The organism is Psychroserpens sp. Hel_I_66 (genome assembly GCF_000799465.1).
Taxonomy (GTDB): domain Bacteria; phylum Bacteroidota; class Bacteroidia; order Flavobacteriales; family Flavobacteriaceae; genus Psychroserpens.
Map to the genome: position 1 here is coordinate 1969398 of NZ_JUGU01000001.1, position 18093 is coordinate 1987490.

An 18093-nucleotide genomic window follows, 5' to 3' on the forward strand; every position below is an offset into this window, starting at 1 on the left:
AAGATAAGATATGAACGACATAAAAATTTTCTCTCCAGCAACCGTAGCAAATGTCTCTTGTGGATTTGATGTTCTCGGGTTTTGTCTCGATACCATTGGGGACGAAATGGTGATTAGAAAAACCGATAAAAAAGGCATTCGTATCACTAAAATTGAAGGTTACGACTTACCTTTTGAAACCGAAAAAAACGTAGCTGGTGTCTCTGCTTTAGCTTTATATAATGAAGCAAAACCATACTGCGGATTTGAAATAGAAATTTACAAGAACATCAAACCAGGAAGTGGTGTCGGTAGTAGCTCAGCAAGTGCTGTTGGAAGTGTTTATGGTATCAATGAGCTTTTAGGGCGACCATATAACAAAACCCAGCTTACCAACTTCGCCATGAAAGGTGAAGCGTTGGCGAGCCAATGTGAACATGCCGATAATATTGCTCCTGCTATTTTTGGAGGATTCACCTTAGTGAAATCTGTCAGTCCTCTTGAAATCATAGAATTACCAACGCCAAAAGACTTATTTGCAGTAATTATACATCCTCAAATTGAAATAAAAACGTCGGAAGCTCGAGCAATTCTTCCGAAGAAAATAGAATTAAAAGATGCTATCACGCAATGGTCAAATGTTGGGAGTTTGGTGCATGCTTTGCATACCAGCAATTACGATTTATTGAGCAGATCTTTAACAGATGTTGTTGTAGAACCGTTTCGTAGCCAGTTGATTCCACATTTTGGAACGGTTAGAAATGCAGCGTTGGAGAATGGCGCTCTAGGTTGCGGAATTTCAGGATCTGGACCATCTATTTTTAGTTTATGCTACGGAAATGATAACGCCCAAAACGTCGCTAAGGCCATTAAAAATGTCTACACTGAAACAGGAATTCCTTTTGAGGTTTATATTTCTGAAATAAATACTGAAGGGATTAAAATATTAAATCAATGAACTACTATAGTCTAAATAGAAAAGCACCCGATACAAATTTTGAAAATGCTGTCGTTAAAGGCCTCGCACCAGATAGCGGGTTATATTTTCCGAAGGAAATAAAGCCTTTACCAAAATCATTTTTTGAAGATATTGACAACAAGTCATATCCTGAAATTGCATTTGAAGCCATTAAACAATTTTTAAGTCCGGAAATTCCAGAAGCTGTTTTAAAAACCATTGTTGAAGAAACGTTATCGTTTGACTTTCCGGTTATAGAGCTTGACGAGAATATTTCAACTTTAGAATTATTTCACGGTCCAACGATGGCTTTTAAGGATGTTGGCGCACGATTTATGGCGAGATGCTTGGGCTATTTCAATAAAAATAACACTAATGAAGTCACCGTTTTGGTTGCTACTTCAGGAGATACTGGAGGCGCTGTTGCTAACGGATTTCTTGGTGTTAAAGGCGTGAATGTCGTGATTTTATATCCGTCTGGGAAAGTGAGTGATATTCAGGAAAAACAATTAACGACGCTCGGTCAAAACATTTCTGCTTTAGAGGTTGATGGTGTGTTTGATGATTGCCAGGATATGGTTAAAAAAGCATTTTTAGATGAGACTATTACGGGTAAAATGCAATTAACTTCTGCCAATTCTATTAACGTAGCACGTTGGTTACCTCAGCTCTTTTATTTCATGTTTGCTTACAAGCAGTTGCATAATAAACATGATGATATTGTGTTTTCAATACCTAGTGGTAACTTCGGAAATATCTGTGCTGGAATGGTAGCGCAACGATTAGGACTTCCCGTAAAACATTTTATTGCAGCCAATAATGCCAATAACGTAGTCACCGAATATCTTACCACCGAAAATTACATCCCAAAACCTTCGATTGCCACCATTAGCAATGCGATGGATGTTGGCAACCCAAGTAATTTTGTACGTATTAAAGAATTGTACCAAAATAATTTTGAAAGACTTAAATCCAATTTATCGTCTTTTAGCTATACCGATGATGAGACAAGACAAGCGCTTTTAGAAATTTATGAGCGTTACAATTATATTGCAGATCCTCACGGTGCAGTTGGCTACTTAGGTTGCAAGGATTATCTAAAAACAAACCCAAAAGCGCATTGTGTATTTTTAGAAACTGCGCATCCAACCAAATTTTTGGATGTGGTTGAAGATGTTATTGACACAAAAGTGGAGTTGCCAGCTCAAATTAAATCGGTTATGAATAAGGAGAAAGTGGCTTTGCAGATTTCAGATTATGAGGGGTTAAAATCATTTTTATTAAACACAATTTAGATAGCGTTCGTTACGTTATAAATAAGTAATCAACCAGATTCTAATGAAATCAATCTTTTCAAAATGTATTTTTAGTACTTTAATCCTATTATCTTTTTATTCTTGTGATAGAACTTCTTGCGAAACAGACAATCCAATTTTTCTAAACAACGAAGTGCTCAGTAAAGTCTATCAAACTGAAGTTGTCAATAAAATTAAATCGATTGGAACAGATAATCTTAGATTTTGGCTAGCAGATTATTTAGAAAAAGACCAAAACGATTACTTAGTCTTTTACGTACAAAATAAAAATTTATGTGCTGAAGTTGTGATGCATATTGATCAAACCAACCCAGCTTTTTCACAACTTGTTGAGACTAAAGGTAAAGGTCGTTTCAATGCTGAATTTAGAGGAGTTACTTTTGATATTTCTAAAAACGATGATGATAAATTTCCACTTCACTATACTGGACATGAGCGTATAATTGATTAGTTTTTTTAATATTAAATTATTATTTCCATAAAAGACTCCTGATTACACATTTTACTTCGATTATATCACTGCACGATATTGGAATTTAATACGTTACAATTACTTCTATATAAAAAAATACTGACAAAACTTTTTACTTTAACACCTTTTATCGTATTATTGTGCTTTTAAACGATAAAAAATTTAATTTCTTACAATATTTTTGGCTTTGAATTTTTAATTGATGTTTAATCTTATTAAGGAAAAACAACCAAAATATATAAAGTAAATTATAAATTTTAAAACCCACTTTAACTATGGTAATGAAGAAGACTACCTTTCTAACTGCATTATTATTCCTCAGCTTTTTAGCAAATTCTCAAGTATATGTTGCTTACAATCATGGAGATTTAAAAGAAGATTCTCAAGGTCGTTTTATTGGAGATTTAAAAGTCTCTGATATAATGAATAGAGCAACACTAGATGCAGCAGACGATAAAAAATTTCTTAAAGAGTTTACGCTCAAAATGAAAGTTTGGGATTATCTAGGTGAACCTATGGAAATGTACGCATTTCAATGGACCAGAAAAAAAAGCTATACCGTAAAAGTAGATAATGAAATACGAAGCATGTCTTTAGAAAAACTAAAAGAGTATCCAGATTTACAAAAACGTTTTTTAGATATTAGACCTACAAAAGTAGATATTAAAATCGCTGGAGTTGCTGGTGATGGCAATACTACAAACACCTATAAGGTTGGACAAGTTAATATTCCAGAAGAAAATATTCCTGTTGTGATGATGTTTGATTACATCGTTAAAGATGTTGACCTACTCATTGCAAAAGAAGGTGAATATAGAGAACCAACTATTGCTGGCAGCCCACCAACATGGAACGAGTTTTTCAATTGGTCTTATAGTGACCCAAGTATTGGGCCTGATATTAAATTAAATGTGTCAGAAGCCAGCTTTAATAGATTAACTGAAAGCGAACAAAACCAGCGTATCAAAAAAATCAAGAATGTTTGGAAACAAATCAAACACATGAAATTAAGAGCAGATCTTAAAACCCTAGAATGGCCAGAACTAGAAATGATCGATATCATCAAAACCTATGACCGTTACAAAAACAATAAAAAAGAATTAAGCCCTCGAGAAAAAATTGATGCAGAGTTAGCTAAACTACAAAGAATTACAGAATACACCAGTAATGACGAATGGGGAGAATTGCCTGAATTGGTTGAGCCTGAACTTATAGTAAAAGATAGTAAATTAATAAAATACCTTAATACCAATATTGTTTTATTTGAAGTTCATAACAAGCAAACTATATATCCATTAGCATATGATTACGATAAAGAAAGAGATAATGATGGTATTGATCGCATTTTACAAACAGTACCATATTTTATATATAACACTATGGAAGGTGCCAACGGAAATACTACATATTTAATAGATGTAAATGGAAATAAAAAAATCAACATAAAATTCGATAATATTTACTATTATAATTCGGCTTCAAAAGTTCTTGAATATCATCTCGCATATATAAAAAAGGGGGATGATCTTTTTAACTTTAAAAGTGTAAGTTGGTCGAAAGGTAAAGTAAGGAAGAATACATTTCTTTTTGATAGAAATGGTGAGTACATTATTGCTAAAAGGGTGGATAAAGATACTAAAATGATAAGAGGAGAAAAAAGAGCTAATGTAAGCTATATTACTACATATATCTACGATATGAATTTTAATTTAATAGAAAGTTTCAAAGGAGTAGCCTTTAGATAGATTCCAAAATTTGAAATTCTGATAACATTACATATTAAAAAATAAACTATGAAACTTTTTTACTTACTTTTATTAATAGGTTTTATGGCCCAAGCCCAAACCCCAAAACAAAATTTTGAAAAGGCAGAAGAGTTTTACAAAACCGCAAACTACAGCGAAGCCATAACGCAAGCAGAAAAAGCCAAACAAAGCTTGGGCAAAACAAACCCTAAAATTGAGGCACTTCTCTTTATGTCGTATTACAACAATGAAGAGTACTTAAAAGCAAAAGTTGCTTATGAAACTCTTAAAAAATTAGTACCAGACAACGTAGAAAATTCAGATGCTTTTACTGTATATAAAATCACAAACGAGCAGTTAGATATTAAATTAGCTGAGCTAGAGACTGCTTTTGAAGAAGAGCAGAATAAAATACCTCCTCCCCTTTTTACTGAAGCGCAATACGCCAGTAAAAATCAATATAAACAAGAGCGTATTGAAAAGGCAAATGAGAAAATCCAAAACCGTATGGCAGAAGAAGATCTCTACAATAGAGCCATTAGAACTGGTTCTTCAAGCACTTATAGAGATTTTTTAACATCCTACCCAAAGAGTGACTACAGTAAAGAAATACAAGCATTATTAATCGTACAAGAAGAAAAAGATTTATGGTCTAGTTCAAAAGGCGAAAATACGGTCAACTCTTATTATAAGTATTTAGACTCTTATCCTCAAGGTACTTATGAGGATATTGCTACTTCCCAGATAAAATTACTGGACAAGCAAGCGTATGAAAAAGCGATTTCTATTGGTTCTCAAGATGCTTTAAAATATTATCTAGATAACTATAAAAAAGGAGAGTATAGATCACAAGTAAAATTCAAATTAGACGAAAAAATTGAGTTTGACATCTATAACTATGCAAAAACAAATAATTATATAGAAAATTACGAAAACTACATCAATAGGTATCCTTATGGAAAGTATGCTACCGAAGTGAACCAAATCATAAGAAACAGCTATTTCAAATTTGCAAATCAGGCATATAAAGATAAAAATTACACAAAAGCTATTTCAAATTATTCCAAATACATACAAAATTATCCTAATGGAGAAAACATAGATCAAGCCCAAAAAGGCTTAAAGAAAGCTACTAAGAAATCGCGACAAGTGTCATCTAGATATTTCGGTTTTACCTATGAAGACCAAAATAAATATGGGATCACCTTAGGACGTTTGAATAAAGATGGCATTGGTCTTTATACCAATTTAAGAGTATCTCCCGAAGTCTTAGAACTCAACTATAAAGAACCAGAACTCATACTAACCGAAGAACAAATACCAGAAGGCGAAAAACTTGCAGTAGCCAGTTTAAGCGCAGGTATTTCGTATCCTGTTTTCTATCCCGTTTGGCTCTATGCTGGTGGTGGAATAAATTTTAAAGAACGATTTAACAACAATGATAATGAAAACATCAACGACTATTATGGCTTAGAGGGCGAAGACTATTTAGCTTTTTATCCTGAAGCTGGATTAAAAGTAAGAATAGGAAAAAGTATTACCTTAATTGGTGGAGTTGTTTATTTAAGAGGCGAAATGCTATATAAAGTTGGTATCGGGTTCTAGTTTAGAAGATAAATCCTATTTTTTTTCTTCGGAATTAAAAACTAAAATGAGCACTCGTTTCTTATAAACAAATATCTTACTCAATAATCAACATACAATTTTAATTATTAATATTTTAAATTATTTAAATGAAGATCCATTAAAAATATCAAATGATTCAATTATCAAATTCGTTGTCATTCATTAAAATCGCAATAGAGAAAATAACTATCAATTAGGTATTAACTATATCTTTTAAAACTTAGAACAATTATTAACTTAAACTTAAATCATGAAAACAAAATTACTTACATTAATGCTATTTGTATTTATCTCAAATATTATTTATTCACAAACAAGCACAACAGATTATGTTTCTGGAGTTGCAGATGCTACTTTTTTAACAATGAACGGAACAAACATGTATGTTCTCGGTTCTGAAAATATTTATAGAATTGACACCACACTAAACGACCCTACTCCAACCGTCATCTACACTGTAGAAAATGACTTTTTTTTGGTTAATTTCACAATTAACAATAACCTAATTTACGTAGCTCTTGAAAATTACATACAAGCTACAGATACTTTTGTTGGAGGTAAAATTATATCAATTGACTTAAATAATTTATCAAATCCTGCACAGGATATTTATACCACTGGAGAATATATTAGTTCAATAACAAATAATGGCTCTACTCTATATATAACAGCAGAAACAATGTTAAACCCTCCGGAATTTGAACCATTTTCAACCCATTTAGATGAAATTGATGCAAGTATTCCAAATCCAACAGCGCAATTAATAGTAAACAATGTAACCAACACTAGTGTTGTAAGAGGCAACATTTTTGATAATAATATTATTTATTTATCATCAACAGATGATAATGAAATTTTAACTATTGATGTATCCCAAAGTAGTCCTGACGTAAATGTATTAGCAAGTTCTACATTTTCTAGAGGACTTTTTAAGTCTGGTAATGAATTGTACTTGGCTAACGGTAGTTTAATAAATAAGATTGATGTTACAAACCCTTCTGCAGGTCCAACTTCAGTCGCAATAAACACCACTTATGAAGATACTAATGATGGAAATTTATTCTTTGCGAATTTTAGAGATGTTGTATTAGTTGGTAATATGATTTATGCAACCTTACAAAATCAAGGTAAAATCGTACAAGCTATTGATACGACGTTATCTTTAAACGATTTTAGCAATCAACTTTCTAGTGTATTTACTTACAATAATAAAGATAATATATATATTAATGGATTAGATAATCAAATTCATAATATCAAAATTTATAATTTGACTGGTTCAGAAATATTAACAAAAAGTGTTACCTCAAATAAAAACTCAATTGAAATTAAACAATTATCGAATGGAATGTATATTCTGAATATTGATAATAAAGAAACCTTTAAGTTTATAAAATAAATAATTACCAAAACCTGTAATAAAATTGCGGTTTGGTTGTAAAACAAAAATAGTTGTGTGTTTGTTATAACTGATTGACTTCAGATTATACTTACGAACAAACGCGCAGCTATTCTTTTACATACCGCTAAACGAAAAAAATCTCTCTTTACATAAGAATTTCTAATCCAAATCAGGCAATTCCAAACCATTTAAAACACTCTTCTCTTTCATTAACTTTTCAATTTCCGAAGAGGTACGAGGCGCTTCCGAAGAAAGATTTACTGGTCCGTTTTCTGTAATTAAGATATCATCTTCAATACGTACAGCAATACCATGCCATTTCGGGTCACAATCGCTCCCAATTGGTATGTAAATTCCTGGCTCTACGGTAATGACCATATTAGCTTGTAATTGACCATAAAGTCCTGGATCATGAACATCCAGACCAATATGATGTGACGTCCCATGTGGAAAATACTGCATCGCTTCCCTTCTGGTTTTCGCGATGCCCAGGTCTACCAATCCATCAAGAATAATATGTCGTGCAGCAGTATCTGGAGCCTGCATCGTGTTACCAATAACGGTTGCTTTAATACCAGCTTCCTGAGCTTCATAAACCAAATCATAGATGATTTTTTGCTCTTTATTAAATTTACCGTTTGCAGGTATTGTGCGTGTCACATCTGCTGTGTAGCCATGATACTCTGCGCCAAGATCCATAAGCACAAGGTCATTTTCTACTTTCATCTTAGAATTCTCGATGTAATGTAACACACAACCGTTATTACCAGCACCAACAATACTTGGGTAACCTTCATATTCGCTACCGTATGTTTTGTAAATGTATTCATGAACGCCTTGTATTTCGGTTTCAGACATGCCTGGATGCATAGCTTTCATGATTTCACGTTGTCCCATGGCAGAAATTCGAACCGCTTTTTTTAGCAAAACCAACTCGTCTGGTGTTTTAATTTCGCGTAAACCTGCCATAAGCGTTGATAGACTTCTAGTATCGGTTTTTACAGTTGCTGTTTCTACATTCGCATTACTATTTACTTCAACATCATCGGTTTTGTTTTCTATCGTATAATCATTTACGAGCTTCACCTGAGTTTTAAACGACTGCACCAAATCATACAAATCTGCGCGATCTCTTGTATCTCGATAATCATCTCTAAAATCTTCGTACAAGACTTTATCAAATGCGGTGAAATCAATACCAGAATTTTTGAATTCACTACCATTATAGGCATTTTCAAAACCGAGTTCGTTCTTTGCTCCTTCGGTACCCAGTCTGCGACCCGTCCACTGCTCTGCTTGAGGATCACGTTCTTGAACGTAGAGTTTCTCGTTAAAGGTTTTACCTTCGGAATTTTTTTGTGCTTCGGAAAAAATCACCAAAACAGCATGCGGTTCTTTATAACCGGTCAAGTAGTAAAAATTAGGATCTTGGTGATAGACATAATCCACATCATTGGCACGATTTCTCACCGGGTTTGCAAAAAAAACAGCCACACTATTTGCAGGCATCTTTGCTCGAAGCGCATCGCGTCTTTCTTTATGAAACTCCTTGCTTAAGAAATCTTCTGGAGTTCCGTTTTGCGCAAAGCTTCCGAAGAAAAAAATTAAAGTAATACATAAGGTAGTTAAGCGTTTCATAAGTTCTAAGGTTTAATGAATGGAAATTAATCATTATCTCCTTCTTCCGAAGAAAAGATTTTAAAATTAACATATTTTTAATCTCATTTTATCCAGAAACACGTTCTTAATAACAGATAATTTTCGATACATTTGTGTCATTATTTTTAAAAAATTTAAATCCGTTTTTGATGAAAAATACAGCTTTAACAGCAACTCACGAAGCTCTTGGTGCCAAAATGGTTCCGTTTGCAGGTTATAACATGCCAGTGCAATATGATGGTGTCAATGTAGAGCATGAGGCTGTACGAACTGGTGTTGGCGTGTTTGATGTTTCGCACATGGGTGAGTTTTTAATTAGTGGCCCAAACGCGTTTGACCTAGTACAAAAAGTAAGTACCAATGATGCGTCAAAATTAACGGTTGGCAAAGCGCAATATAGCTGTTTGCCTAATGATGATGGCGGTATTGTTGATGATCTCATCATCTACAAAATTAAGGAAGACACGTATTTATTGGTTGTAAATGCCAGTAATATTGAAAAGGATTGGAACTGGATTTCATCAAAAAATGATGTTGGAGCAGAAATGAGGGATTTGAGTGAAGAGTACTCTCTACTTGCTATTCAAGGCCCAAAAGCCATTGAGGCGATGCAACCTTTGACGAGCCATGATCTTGCAGAGATTAAATTTTACAATTTTGTGGTTGGCGATTTTGCTGGGATTGAGAATGTGATTATTTCGGCAACGGGTTATACTGGAAGTGGCGGATTTGAAATCTACTGCAAAAACAGTGAAGTCAAGCAAATTTGGGATAAAGTTACAGAGGCTGGCGCAAAACCAATTGGACTGGCAGCTCGTGATACCTTACGTTTGGAAATGGGATATTCTCTCTACGGAAATGATATAGACGACACTACCTCTCCTTTTGAAGCTGGTTTGGGATGGATTGTAAAGTTTACAAAGCAGTTCACAAATTCTGATCGATTAGCAGAACAAAAGAAGCATGTTTTAAATAGAAAATTGATCGCTTTTGAATTGGATGAAAAAGGCATCCCGAGACAAGGTTACGATATTGTAGATTCTAACGGTAAGACCATTGGCAAAGTGACCTCTGGAACTATGTCTCCTTCACTTAAAAAAGGAATTGGGTTGGGCTATGTCTCTCCAGTATTTTCAGAATTTGGTAGTAAAATTCATATCCAGATCAGAAAAAATGCAGTACCTGCAACCGTAGTTAAATTACCGTTTTACAAAGGGTAATTTTATAGATTGAAGAAGGGTTAATGAAGGAGTTTTCAAACAAACATCGCATCTTAATTTTAGGTGCTAGCGGTTTTATAGGTAATGCCATTTATAAAGAACTTTTGGGTTACTTTAATACGTTTGGCACGTATCGCATTCCGAAGAAAATATTTGAGGATAATCAGCAATTTTTTCAATACAATGTTGAAGAAGATGACGTTTACGAAATTCTTGAAGCCACCAGACCATCGATAATTATTTCATCACTACGTGGTGATTTTAGAGCACAGACTATTGCTCACCAACACATCGCAGAATATCTTTTAAAACACGAGTCCAAGCTTATTTTTCTATCTTCTGCCAACGTATTTGATGCTTACAGCAAATACCCAAGTTACGAAATGGACAAAACGCTGAGCGGAAGTATTTATGGTCATTTTAAGATTAAGATTGAAAATATGTTACTTCGTCTTCCGAAGAAAAAAGTAGCCATATTAAGGTTACCTATGATTTTTGGTTCACAATCACCAAGACTCAAAGAATTAAAACAGCATGTGGAAGATAAAACTGCCATCGAAATTTTTCCCAACTTAATTATGAATGTCACGACAGACTCTAAAGTCACGCAACAAATACACTATATTATCAACCAAAATAAATACGGGATTTTTCACCTTGGAAGTACAGATTTAGTGCATCACGATGAATATATCAAAGATATTGTGGAACAATTTTCCCCAAAAAACGGAGTGGTTTACAAACACGTGTACACTACAAATGAGGATCGCTATCTCGCAGTTTTACCAAAATTCAACTCACTACCAAAGCATTTACAAATTACAAGTACAGAAGTTTTAGATGACTTATTGAAATAGAACTTTATGCATTTTAAAGTAAAAATTAATCGGTTTGTCTTTTTTAATAGCTTGAACATGAAATTACTACTACTTTACCATAGAATTTCCTTACATTTAAGTAAAATTTCGAGTTATGAGTTTAATGAAAGACGAAAATATAGAAAAAAGATTGTTACGCTTTCCAGATTGGGAACATGTTGATAACACGTTATATGCAGAGTTTGAGTTTGACAATTTTAAGGATTGTTTTAGTGCTATGAGCAGGATTGCCTTTGAGTGTGAGGCTCAAAATCATCACCCAGAATGGACAAACGTTTATAATGTACTCAAGATTTCTTTATCTACACATGATGCAAATGGTGTGACCGAAAAAGACTTTAAATTAGCCCAAGCTATAGAAGATATCGTAGAAGTTCAAGATTAAATCCCATCACTTTTCTAGACAAGCCCTTTATTTTTTAAATGATATATGCCTAAATATCCATCTATTTTTTGTGCCATTTTTTTTACTGTTTTATGTGGTTATAGCCAAACTGAAAATTTGTTTTGCGACCAAGTAAAAGCTTTAAAAAACGTCATTAAATTACACCATTACCAACCAAAAACAGTGAATGACAGTTTATCAACTCACGTTTTTGACTTATTCATAGAAAGTTTAGATGAAGATAGACGCTTATTTTCGCAGAGTAATATAGATACCTTTGAAACCGATCGCTATCAACTAGATGATTACCTAACCAATGAGAATTGTGAATTCATAGAGAAATACGCTACTGCCCTATCACAAAGAATTGAACTTTCTAAAACGATAATTTCTAATTTACAAGCTGAAGATTTCAACTACACAGGCAAGGATACGCTTAGGTTTAAACCAGAATCCAGATTTAGTTATTTTAAAGATGATGATGCTGTAAAAAATTATTGGAGCAAGCGTTTACGATATGACATTTTGTATACTTTAGTAGAAAATGATTCTGTTTTGGGACATATTGAGAGTGATTTTATTACACTTGAAAAAAATCTAAAGCCCAAATTAATCCAAAAAGAACTTTGTAAACTTGAAGAGCTACAAAACAAACTGGGCAGCCTCGATCAATTTGTAAAAGAAGCATTTTTAAACGCCTTATTGCATTATCATGATCCAAATTCCATTTACTTCAATGCTACCGAAAAAGAGATCTTTGAAAATGCGTTATCAAACAATCAATTTTCCTTCGGAATCATAACCGCGAAAAATGACGATGGCGATATCGTAATTGCACATATAGCTCCAGGAAGTGCAGCATATAACGATGGTAATTTTGAAGTTAACGACGTTATAAAATCCCTAACAGCCAATTCTGAAACCTTAGAGACCTATTGTGTATCCAATCAAGATGTATTGGCATTTACTAGCGATCAAAAACACAATACAATCGCTTTTAAAATTAAAAAAACAGATGGTAGCCTAAAAACGATTGAACTCACTAAAACAAAAACCAAAATTGAAGAAAATACAGTCTCTGGATTCATTATTGAGAACAAAGCAAAAGTAGGTTACATAAGCATCCCAAGTTTTTATTCAGATTTTGAATCACCAAACGGATTGGGTTTAGCCAACGATGTCGCAAAGGAATTATACAAACTCCAAAAAGAAAATATTGAAGGTCTAATACTGGATTTACGTTTTAATGGTGGAGGCTCAATGAAAGAAGCTACAGATCTTTCAGGTATGTTTATCAATAGAGGTCCGCTTTCAATTTTAAAATATAATAGTGGCGAAACGTTTACCGTAAAAGATCTCAATAGAGGTTCATTGTTCAATAAACCTTTAATCATCTTAGTTAATAATTACAGTGCTTCAGCTTCAGAATTTTTTGCAGCATCCATGCAAGATTACAATAGAGCGGTAGTTGTTGGGGCAGCAACCCATGGTAAAGCCTCTGCACAAGTAATCTTACCACTAGATGAGAACGAAACATTAGGATATTCTAAAATTACGGTAGAAAAATTTTATCGGGTAACTGGCAAAAGCCATCAAGCAGAAGGTGTTATACCAGATATTGTTTTGCCAAATCTTTACGAAGGTTTTCGAACCCAAGAACAATTTTCAGAATTTGCGCTAACAAATGATACCATTTCTGGGATTAAGAAATATCCAAAACTTAAGAAGTTACCTTTAGAAAAGCTAAAGAAATTGAGCAAATCCAGAGTTAACAACGAATCTACTTTTGAGTCTATAAAGCTTCTTAATAAATTAATTCTAAAAAATTATTTTGAGTTGGATACCTCTTATTTGTTAACACTTAATAATGTTCACAGTGAGATGTTGAATTACAGAAGCCAATGGAATAAAATCAACAAGCCAATTGATAGTTATAATTCTAATTTGATGGTAAAAAATTCAGCTTACACCAAAGAAGTTGTGAGCTACGACGAAGATCAAAAATTAATCAATCAAAACACCCTAAAAGATATTAAAAACGATATTTATATTGAAGAAGCTTACGCGATACTTCAAGATTTGTTAAACCTAATTCCGCTAAAATAATAATGAAAAAATTCAGTCTACTACTCACTACAATAGCTCTTATTGCTACAAGCGCATTGTATTCACAAAATTTTAAAAATGCTTCAGAATATTTAGATTTCGTTGGAGAAGAACAACAAGAAATCACAAAAAATATGTGGAAGTACACAAAGGCGGTCGCACACAGTAAAAGTGACAGAAGCATTGATGGAAAACGTAAAAAGCTTTTAAAAACAATAGATCAGGCCATTGCAAAAATCACTAGAGCTGATGGCTTTGAAGATGATGATTATAAAAATAAAGTTTTAAAGCATATGACTTTTAACAAAAATCTGCTTAACCACGATTATGCAAAAATAATTGATATGAAAGAAGTGGCAGAGCAGTCTTATGATGCTATGGAAGCTTATATTCTTGCACAAGAAATGGCAGATCAAAAAATGGAAGAATCCCAACAAGAATATGAGAAAGACTTTTATGATTATGCTAATAAACACAATATTACAATTGTAGAAAGTGAATCTGATTTAGGAAAAAAGATGAAAATCTCAAATGAGGTCTTTGAACATTACCATGATATGTACTTAACTTATTTTAAAGTGTATATTAATGAAATCTACCTTATGGATGCCATCGCCAAAAACGACGTGAGCGCTATTCAACAAAATGCAAATGCACTTGCTGCAGCTGCTAAAGAAGGTCTTGAAATTTTAAAAACAAAGGATGCTTACAAAAAGGATAGCGCCATCATAAATGCGACTAAAAAGGCTTTTGAATTTTTTATTGAAGAAAGTGAAAACCACATTCCTAAAATCACCGAGTTTTTAATCGTTAATGAAGATTTTGAAACAATCAAAACCACCTTAGAGCAAACCAATGAGCGTAAGCGCACCAAAGAGCAAATAGACAATTACAATAAAAAAGTAAATGAGGTAAACAAGGGAGCAGATTTATATAACAAAACCAATGCAGATCTAAATAATAAGCGTCAAAATATTATCAATAATTTAAATGAAGCTAATTCCAACTTTTTGTCTAAACATATACCTAATGATTAAATTTCCTCGAAATTTATTTTTGAATTGTCATCGTAAACTTTAAATCTATATAATTGTTAATCTATCATAATTTCAATAATTTTGATATCATTAAAACTACATAAATAACTTAGTAATGGGAAGAGCTTTTGAATTTCGCAAAGCAAGAAAAATGAAACGATGGTCTGCAATGAGCAAAGCCTTTACTCGTATTGGCAAAGACATTGTAATGGCTGTAAAAGAAGGCGGTCCAGATCCAGATGCTAATTCCCGTTTGCGTGCAGTCATTCAAAATGCCAAGGCTGTAAATATGCCAAAAGATAATGTGGAGCGTGCCATTAAACGTGCTTCCGATAAATCTCAAGGTGATTATAAAGAAGTGGTTTTTGAAGGCTATGCACAACATGGTATCGCAGTTCTCATTGAAACTGCAACCGATAACAACACGCGTACAGTGGCAAACGTTCGCTCCTATTTCAACAAAACCGATGGTAGTTTAGGCACCTCTGGCTCAGTCGTCTTTATGTTTGACCATACTTGTAATTTCAAAATTCAAGGTGAAGATTTAAATCTAGAAGATTTAGAACTAGAACTTATAGATTTTGGCGTTGAAGAAATCTTTGAAGATACAGATGAAGATGAAGATGGCAACGAAGTCACAAGCATCATGATCTATGCACCTTTTGAAAGTTTTGGAAACATTCAATCCTATCTCGAGGAAAACGATATAGAAATTATCTCTTCAGGTTTTGAACGTATTCCACAGGTTACAAAAAAGCTTTCTGCGGAAGAAGCGCTAGACGTTGAAAAACTGCTCGATAAGTTAGAAGAAGATGATGATGTGCAGAACGTGTATCACACGATGGAAGAATCTACAGAGGAGTAAATTTTAATTACAGCGAAGGCAGAAACACACACTATTTAATAACAAGTCATAGATCACTATTTTCGCAGCAATCACAGATTACTCAAGAATTCTTTTCCTCAATCCACTTGCTCATATATTTTGTACTTTGCAAGGTATGATGCTGAAGCATTTGACCGATAAAATTTTGCTGTCTATAAATACCTAAATTTTGAGAAAGTTCGTTAATACACTTCTCGAATTTTTCTTCAAAATCAGATTTTGAAAATTGGGTTCTCAATATTTTAAATCCGAGAGTCTGTTGTAAGTCCCAAAGTTGTACGTTTTGGTATAATGCTATGGCGTGTGTCACAAAATCTTCTGCAGTATTACAAACAAAATCTTGATTTTTATTTTCAATAATCCCTTCTACTCCAATAGATGTAGACACAAAAGGCGTCCCATTTTTCATAGCATCAAAGAGCTTACCCTTTAATCCTGCTCCAAAACGCATTGGCGCCAACAGTACTTTCGCGTGACCCATTACCTCATCAACGTCTTCAGCAAAACCTTTAATTAAAAAGCCTTCTCTTTCGTTGTGCAATTGATTGATTTTTTGCGAAGCGTAAGCACCATAATTATGTAACTCTGCATGAGGCAGTTTAGCTTTAATCTCTTTCCAAAGGGTGTGTTTTAGATAGGATAATGCATCATAGTTTGGCTCATGGAGAAAGTTTCCAATAGTGATAAAATGCTGTCGTTCATCAAAAGTTGGAAGTATTTTAATGTGTTCTTCGGAAAGATCCGGAATCAAAAAAGGCAAATAAAGTAATAAAGAGTCATCGATTTTAAACCTTTTTTTGAGCAGGCTCATTTCCGCAGTAGAAATGATTAAACTCAAATCACATCTATAAATGCTTGCAATTTCTCGTTTTGTAGTATCACTAAAAAGATAGTCATCACTAATGATTGCATTCTCTTTCAACGCTCGCTGTCGAGCGCGCCTTAAGAAATGCAGGTCTTCGGTATCCAAAATTTTTATTGCGTTTGGGCAATGCTCCGTTACGCGCCAACCAAACTGTTCTTCGGTCATGAACCTATCAAAGAGAACAAGATTTGGATTCAGGTTTATAATAAAATCATCAAAACTAGAATGGTTGAGTGCAATGGTTTCCCTTTTAACATTGATAGTTTCGAGGTCAAAAGCATTATCACTTTTTGCACAGGCACTCGCAAATGTGATTTTGTAATCTTGAGATTGGAAAAAAGAAATAAGCTGCATCATCCTGCTTCCTGCTGCAGAACTTCTAGGTTCTGGCCACACGAAACCAATGATCAATACTTTCTTTTTCAAAATTTGGCTATTGTGCTTTTAGCTGCTCTTGATATTTGGCTCTCACTTGTTTTCCCCACGCAACAACTGCTGCGATTTGCTCATCTGTTAAATTGGCATCACCATGCGTATAGGTGTAAGATTCTAAAGGCATCTTTTTTTCTTCAACCTCCTCTACCAATTCATGGATTTTATGTTCTTTCTTTTTCAAATCGTAATCACTCCAAGCAGACGCGTTAAAATGTTTTTTTCCGTCTTCAATATGCTCTGCCAACCAATAATTTACTGGTGTAATCTTATCGTACCATGGATATCTCGTAAAATCACTATGGCAATCAAAACAAGTGGTCTCTAATATATTTTGAACTTTGCTTGGCGGATTTGTCTCTGCAATGAAAGCATCAACAGTAGATAATTTACCTTCGTTTCTATCTGGTCCAAAAAATTGCATTATGATAAATACAACTAAGAGCACAACAAGTATTTTTTTAATAATTTTCATATTTTTGACTTAAGTAATTTAGAAGCGTTAAAAATAAGAAAATCAAATTGACTACCGAAGAACTTTATAAAGAATTAAATTACGTCAACCATTCTCGTGAAAAACGTTTGTTTTACGCAAATTTGGTTATTGACAATACTGATCTGATTCCGAAGTTATTAGACATTTTATTCATGGTGGATGATAAAATCTCATGTAGGGCAGCCTGGGTTTTTGAGTTTATGTGTGGTGAAAAATTACAATCTATTATCCCACATTTAGATCATTTTACAGAGCATATGCATCGCGTACATTTAGATCCTGCTGTACGACCTGTTGCCAAAGTTTGCGAGTACTTGATTAACGCTTATTACTCAAAAGAGGATAACAAAATTAAAAACGCACTGAGTGAAAAACATAAAGAAAAAATTGTTGAAGCTTGTTTTGATTGGTTGATCAATGACGAAAAAGTCGCAGCGAAAGCCTACTCCATGCAATCCCTGTATCTCCTCGGAAATGATATTATTTGGATCCACCCAGAGTTGATAATCATTCTAGAACGCGATTTCAGTTCTCAAAGCGCTGCATTTAAGGCCAGAGCAAGACATATTTTAAAAAAATTAAAACAAAAAAATCCCAATCTTAAAAATCGGTTTTCGTAAATCAAATCGTA

The 18093-nt window shown here is 33.6% G+C and carries 16 protein-coding genes; 13 read left to right on the forward strand and 3 right to left on the reverse strand.

Features of this window, described 5'->3' with window-relative positions:
- Positions 1-10: 10 nt before the first annotated feature.
- The 6 genes from GQ40_RS08890 (at position 11) to GQ40_RS08915 (ending at position 7495) form a co-directional block, all read left to right on the forward strand.
- A complete protein-coding gene (locus GQ40_RS08890) occupies positions 11-937 on the forward strand; it encodes a homoserine kinase (protein WP_047547643.1) in 927 nt (308 codons plus the stop codon).
- Positions 934-2232: a threonine synthase gene (gene thrC / locus GQ40_RS08895; RefSeq protein ID WP_047547645.1), complete on the forward strand. Its 1299-nt coding sequence runs from the start codon at positions 934-936 to the stop codon at positions 2230-2232. The genes GQ40_RS08890 and thrC overlap by 4 nt, the downstream gene beginning before the upstream one ends.
- A 43-nt stretch (positions 2233-2275) precedes the next feature.
- The gene (locus tag GQ40_RS08900; RefSeq protein WP_047547646.1) at positions 2276-2704 is read left to right on the forward strand and encodes a hypothetical protein; all 429 of its coding nucleotides are present in this window, start codon (positions 2276-2278) and stop codon (positions 2702-2704) included.
- A gap of 302 nt (positions 2705-3006) precedes the next feature.
- Positions 3007-4470: a hypothetical protein gene (locus GQ40_RS08905; RefSeq protein ID WP_156115562.1), complete on the forward strand. Its 1464-nt coding sequence runs from the start codon at positions 3007-3009 to the stop codon at positions 4468-4470.
- 48 nt (positions 4471-4518) lie between these two features.
- The gene (locus tag GQ40_RS08910) at positions 4519-6075 is read left to right on the forward strand and encodes a tetratricopeptide repeat protein (protein ID WP_047547650.1); all 1557 of its coding nucleotides are present in this window, start codon (positions 4519-4521) and stop codon (positions 6073-6075) included.
- A gap of 271 nt (positions 6076-6346) precedes the next feature.
- Positions 6347-7495 carry a T9SS type A sorting domain-containing protein gene (locus GQ40_RS08915; RefSeq protein WP_047547652.1) on the forward strand — a complete coding sequence of 383 codons (1149 nt, stop codon included), beginning with the start codon at positions 6347-6349 and terminating at the stop codon, positions 7493-7495.
- 162 nt (positions 7496-7657) lie between these two features.
- Here the strand turns inward: GQ40_RS08915 and GQ40_RS08920 are convergent, their stop codons facing one another.
- A complete protein-coding gene (locus GQ40_RS08920) occupies positions 7658-9136 on the reverse strand; it encodes an aminopeptidase P N-terminal domain-containing protein (RefSeq protein WP_047547654.1) in 1479 nt (492 codons plus the stop codon).
- Positions 9137-9306: 170 nt separating this feature from the next.
- Here GQ40_RS08920 and gcvT point away from each other — a divergent pair, with 170 nt between their 5' ends.
- The 6 genes from gcvT (at position 9307) to GQ40_RS08950 (ending at position 15648) form a co-directional block, all read left to right on the forward strand.
- Complete coding sequence (gene gcvT, locus GQ40_RS08925) at positions 9307-10377, forward strand: glycine cleavage system aminomethyltransferase GcvT (RefSeq protein WP_047547655.1); 1071 nt, start codon at positions 9307-9309, stop codon at positions 10375-10377.
- Positions 10378-10400: 23 nt separating this feature from the next.
- Positions 10401-11234: a sugar nucleotide-binding protein gene (locus GQ40_RS08930; RefSeq protein ID WP_047547657.1), complete on the forward strand. Its 834-nt coding sequence runs from the start codon at positions 10401-10403 to the stop codon at positions 11232-11234.
- 115 nt (positions 11235-11349) lie between these two features.
- Positions 11350-11640, forward strand: coding sequence for a 4a-hydroxytetrahydrobiopterin dehydratase (locus GQ40_RS08935; protein ID WP_047547659.1), 291 nt, complete (start codon positions 11350-11352; stop codon positions 11638-11640).
- Between the two features lie 45 nt (positions 11641-11685).
- On the forward strand, positions 11686-13746 hold the full coding sequence (locus GQ40_RS08940; RefSeq protein ID WP_047547661.1) for a carboxy terminal-processing peptidase: 2061 nt from the start codon (positions 11686-11688) through the stop codon (positions 13744-13746).
- A 2-nt stretch (positions 13747-13748) separates the two neighbouring features.
- Positions 13749-14783: a hypothetical protein gene (locus GQ40_RS08945; RefSeq protein ID WP_047547663.1), complete on the forward strand. Its 1035-nt coding sequence runs from the start codon at positions 13749-13751 to the stop codon at positions 14781-14783.
- A 115-nt stretch (positions 14784-14898) separates the two neighbouring features.
- The gene (locus GQ40_RS08950; protein WP_047547665.1) at positions 14899-15648 is read left to right on the forward strand and encodes a YebC/PmpR family DNA-binding transcriptional regulator; all 750 of its coding nucleotides are present in this window, start codon (positions 14899-14901) and stop codon (positions 15646-15648) included.
- Between the two features lie 82 nt (positions 15649-15730).
- Here GQ40_RS08950 and GQ40_RS08955 read toward each other — a convergent pair whose 3' ends face one another.
- A complete protein-coding gene (locus tag GQ40_RS08955; protein WP_047547667.1) occupies positions 15731-16960 on the reverse strand; it encodes a glycosyltransferase in 1230 nt (409 codons plus the stop codon).
- A gap of 7 nt (positions 16961-16967) precedes the next feature.
- Entirely contained in the window at positions 16968-17441 is a 474-nt protein-coding gene (locus GQ40_RS08960) for a heme-binding domain-containing protein (RefSeq protein ID WP_047547669.1), read from the reverse strand.
- 47 nt (positions 17442-17488) lie between these two features.
- Between GQ40_RS08960 and GQ40_RS08965 the strand changes: the two genes are divergently transcribed.
- Positions 17489-18082, forward strand: a complete 594-nt coding sequence (locus tag GQ40_RS08965) for a hypothetical protein (RefSeq protein ID WP_047547671.1) — start codon at positions 17489-17491, stop codon at positions 18080-18082.
- Positions 18083-18093: the final 11 nt, after the last annotated feature.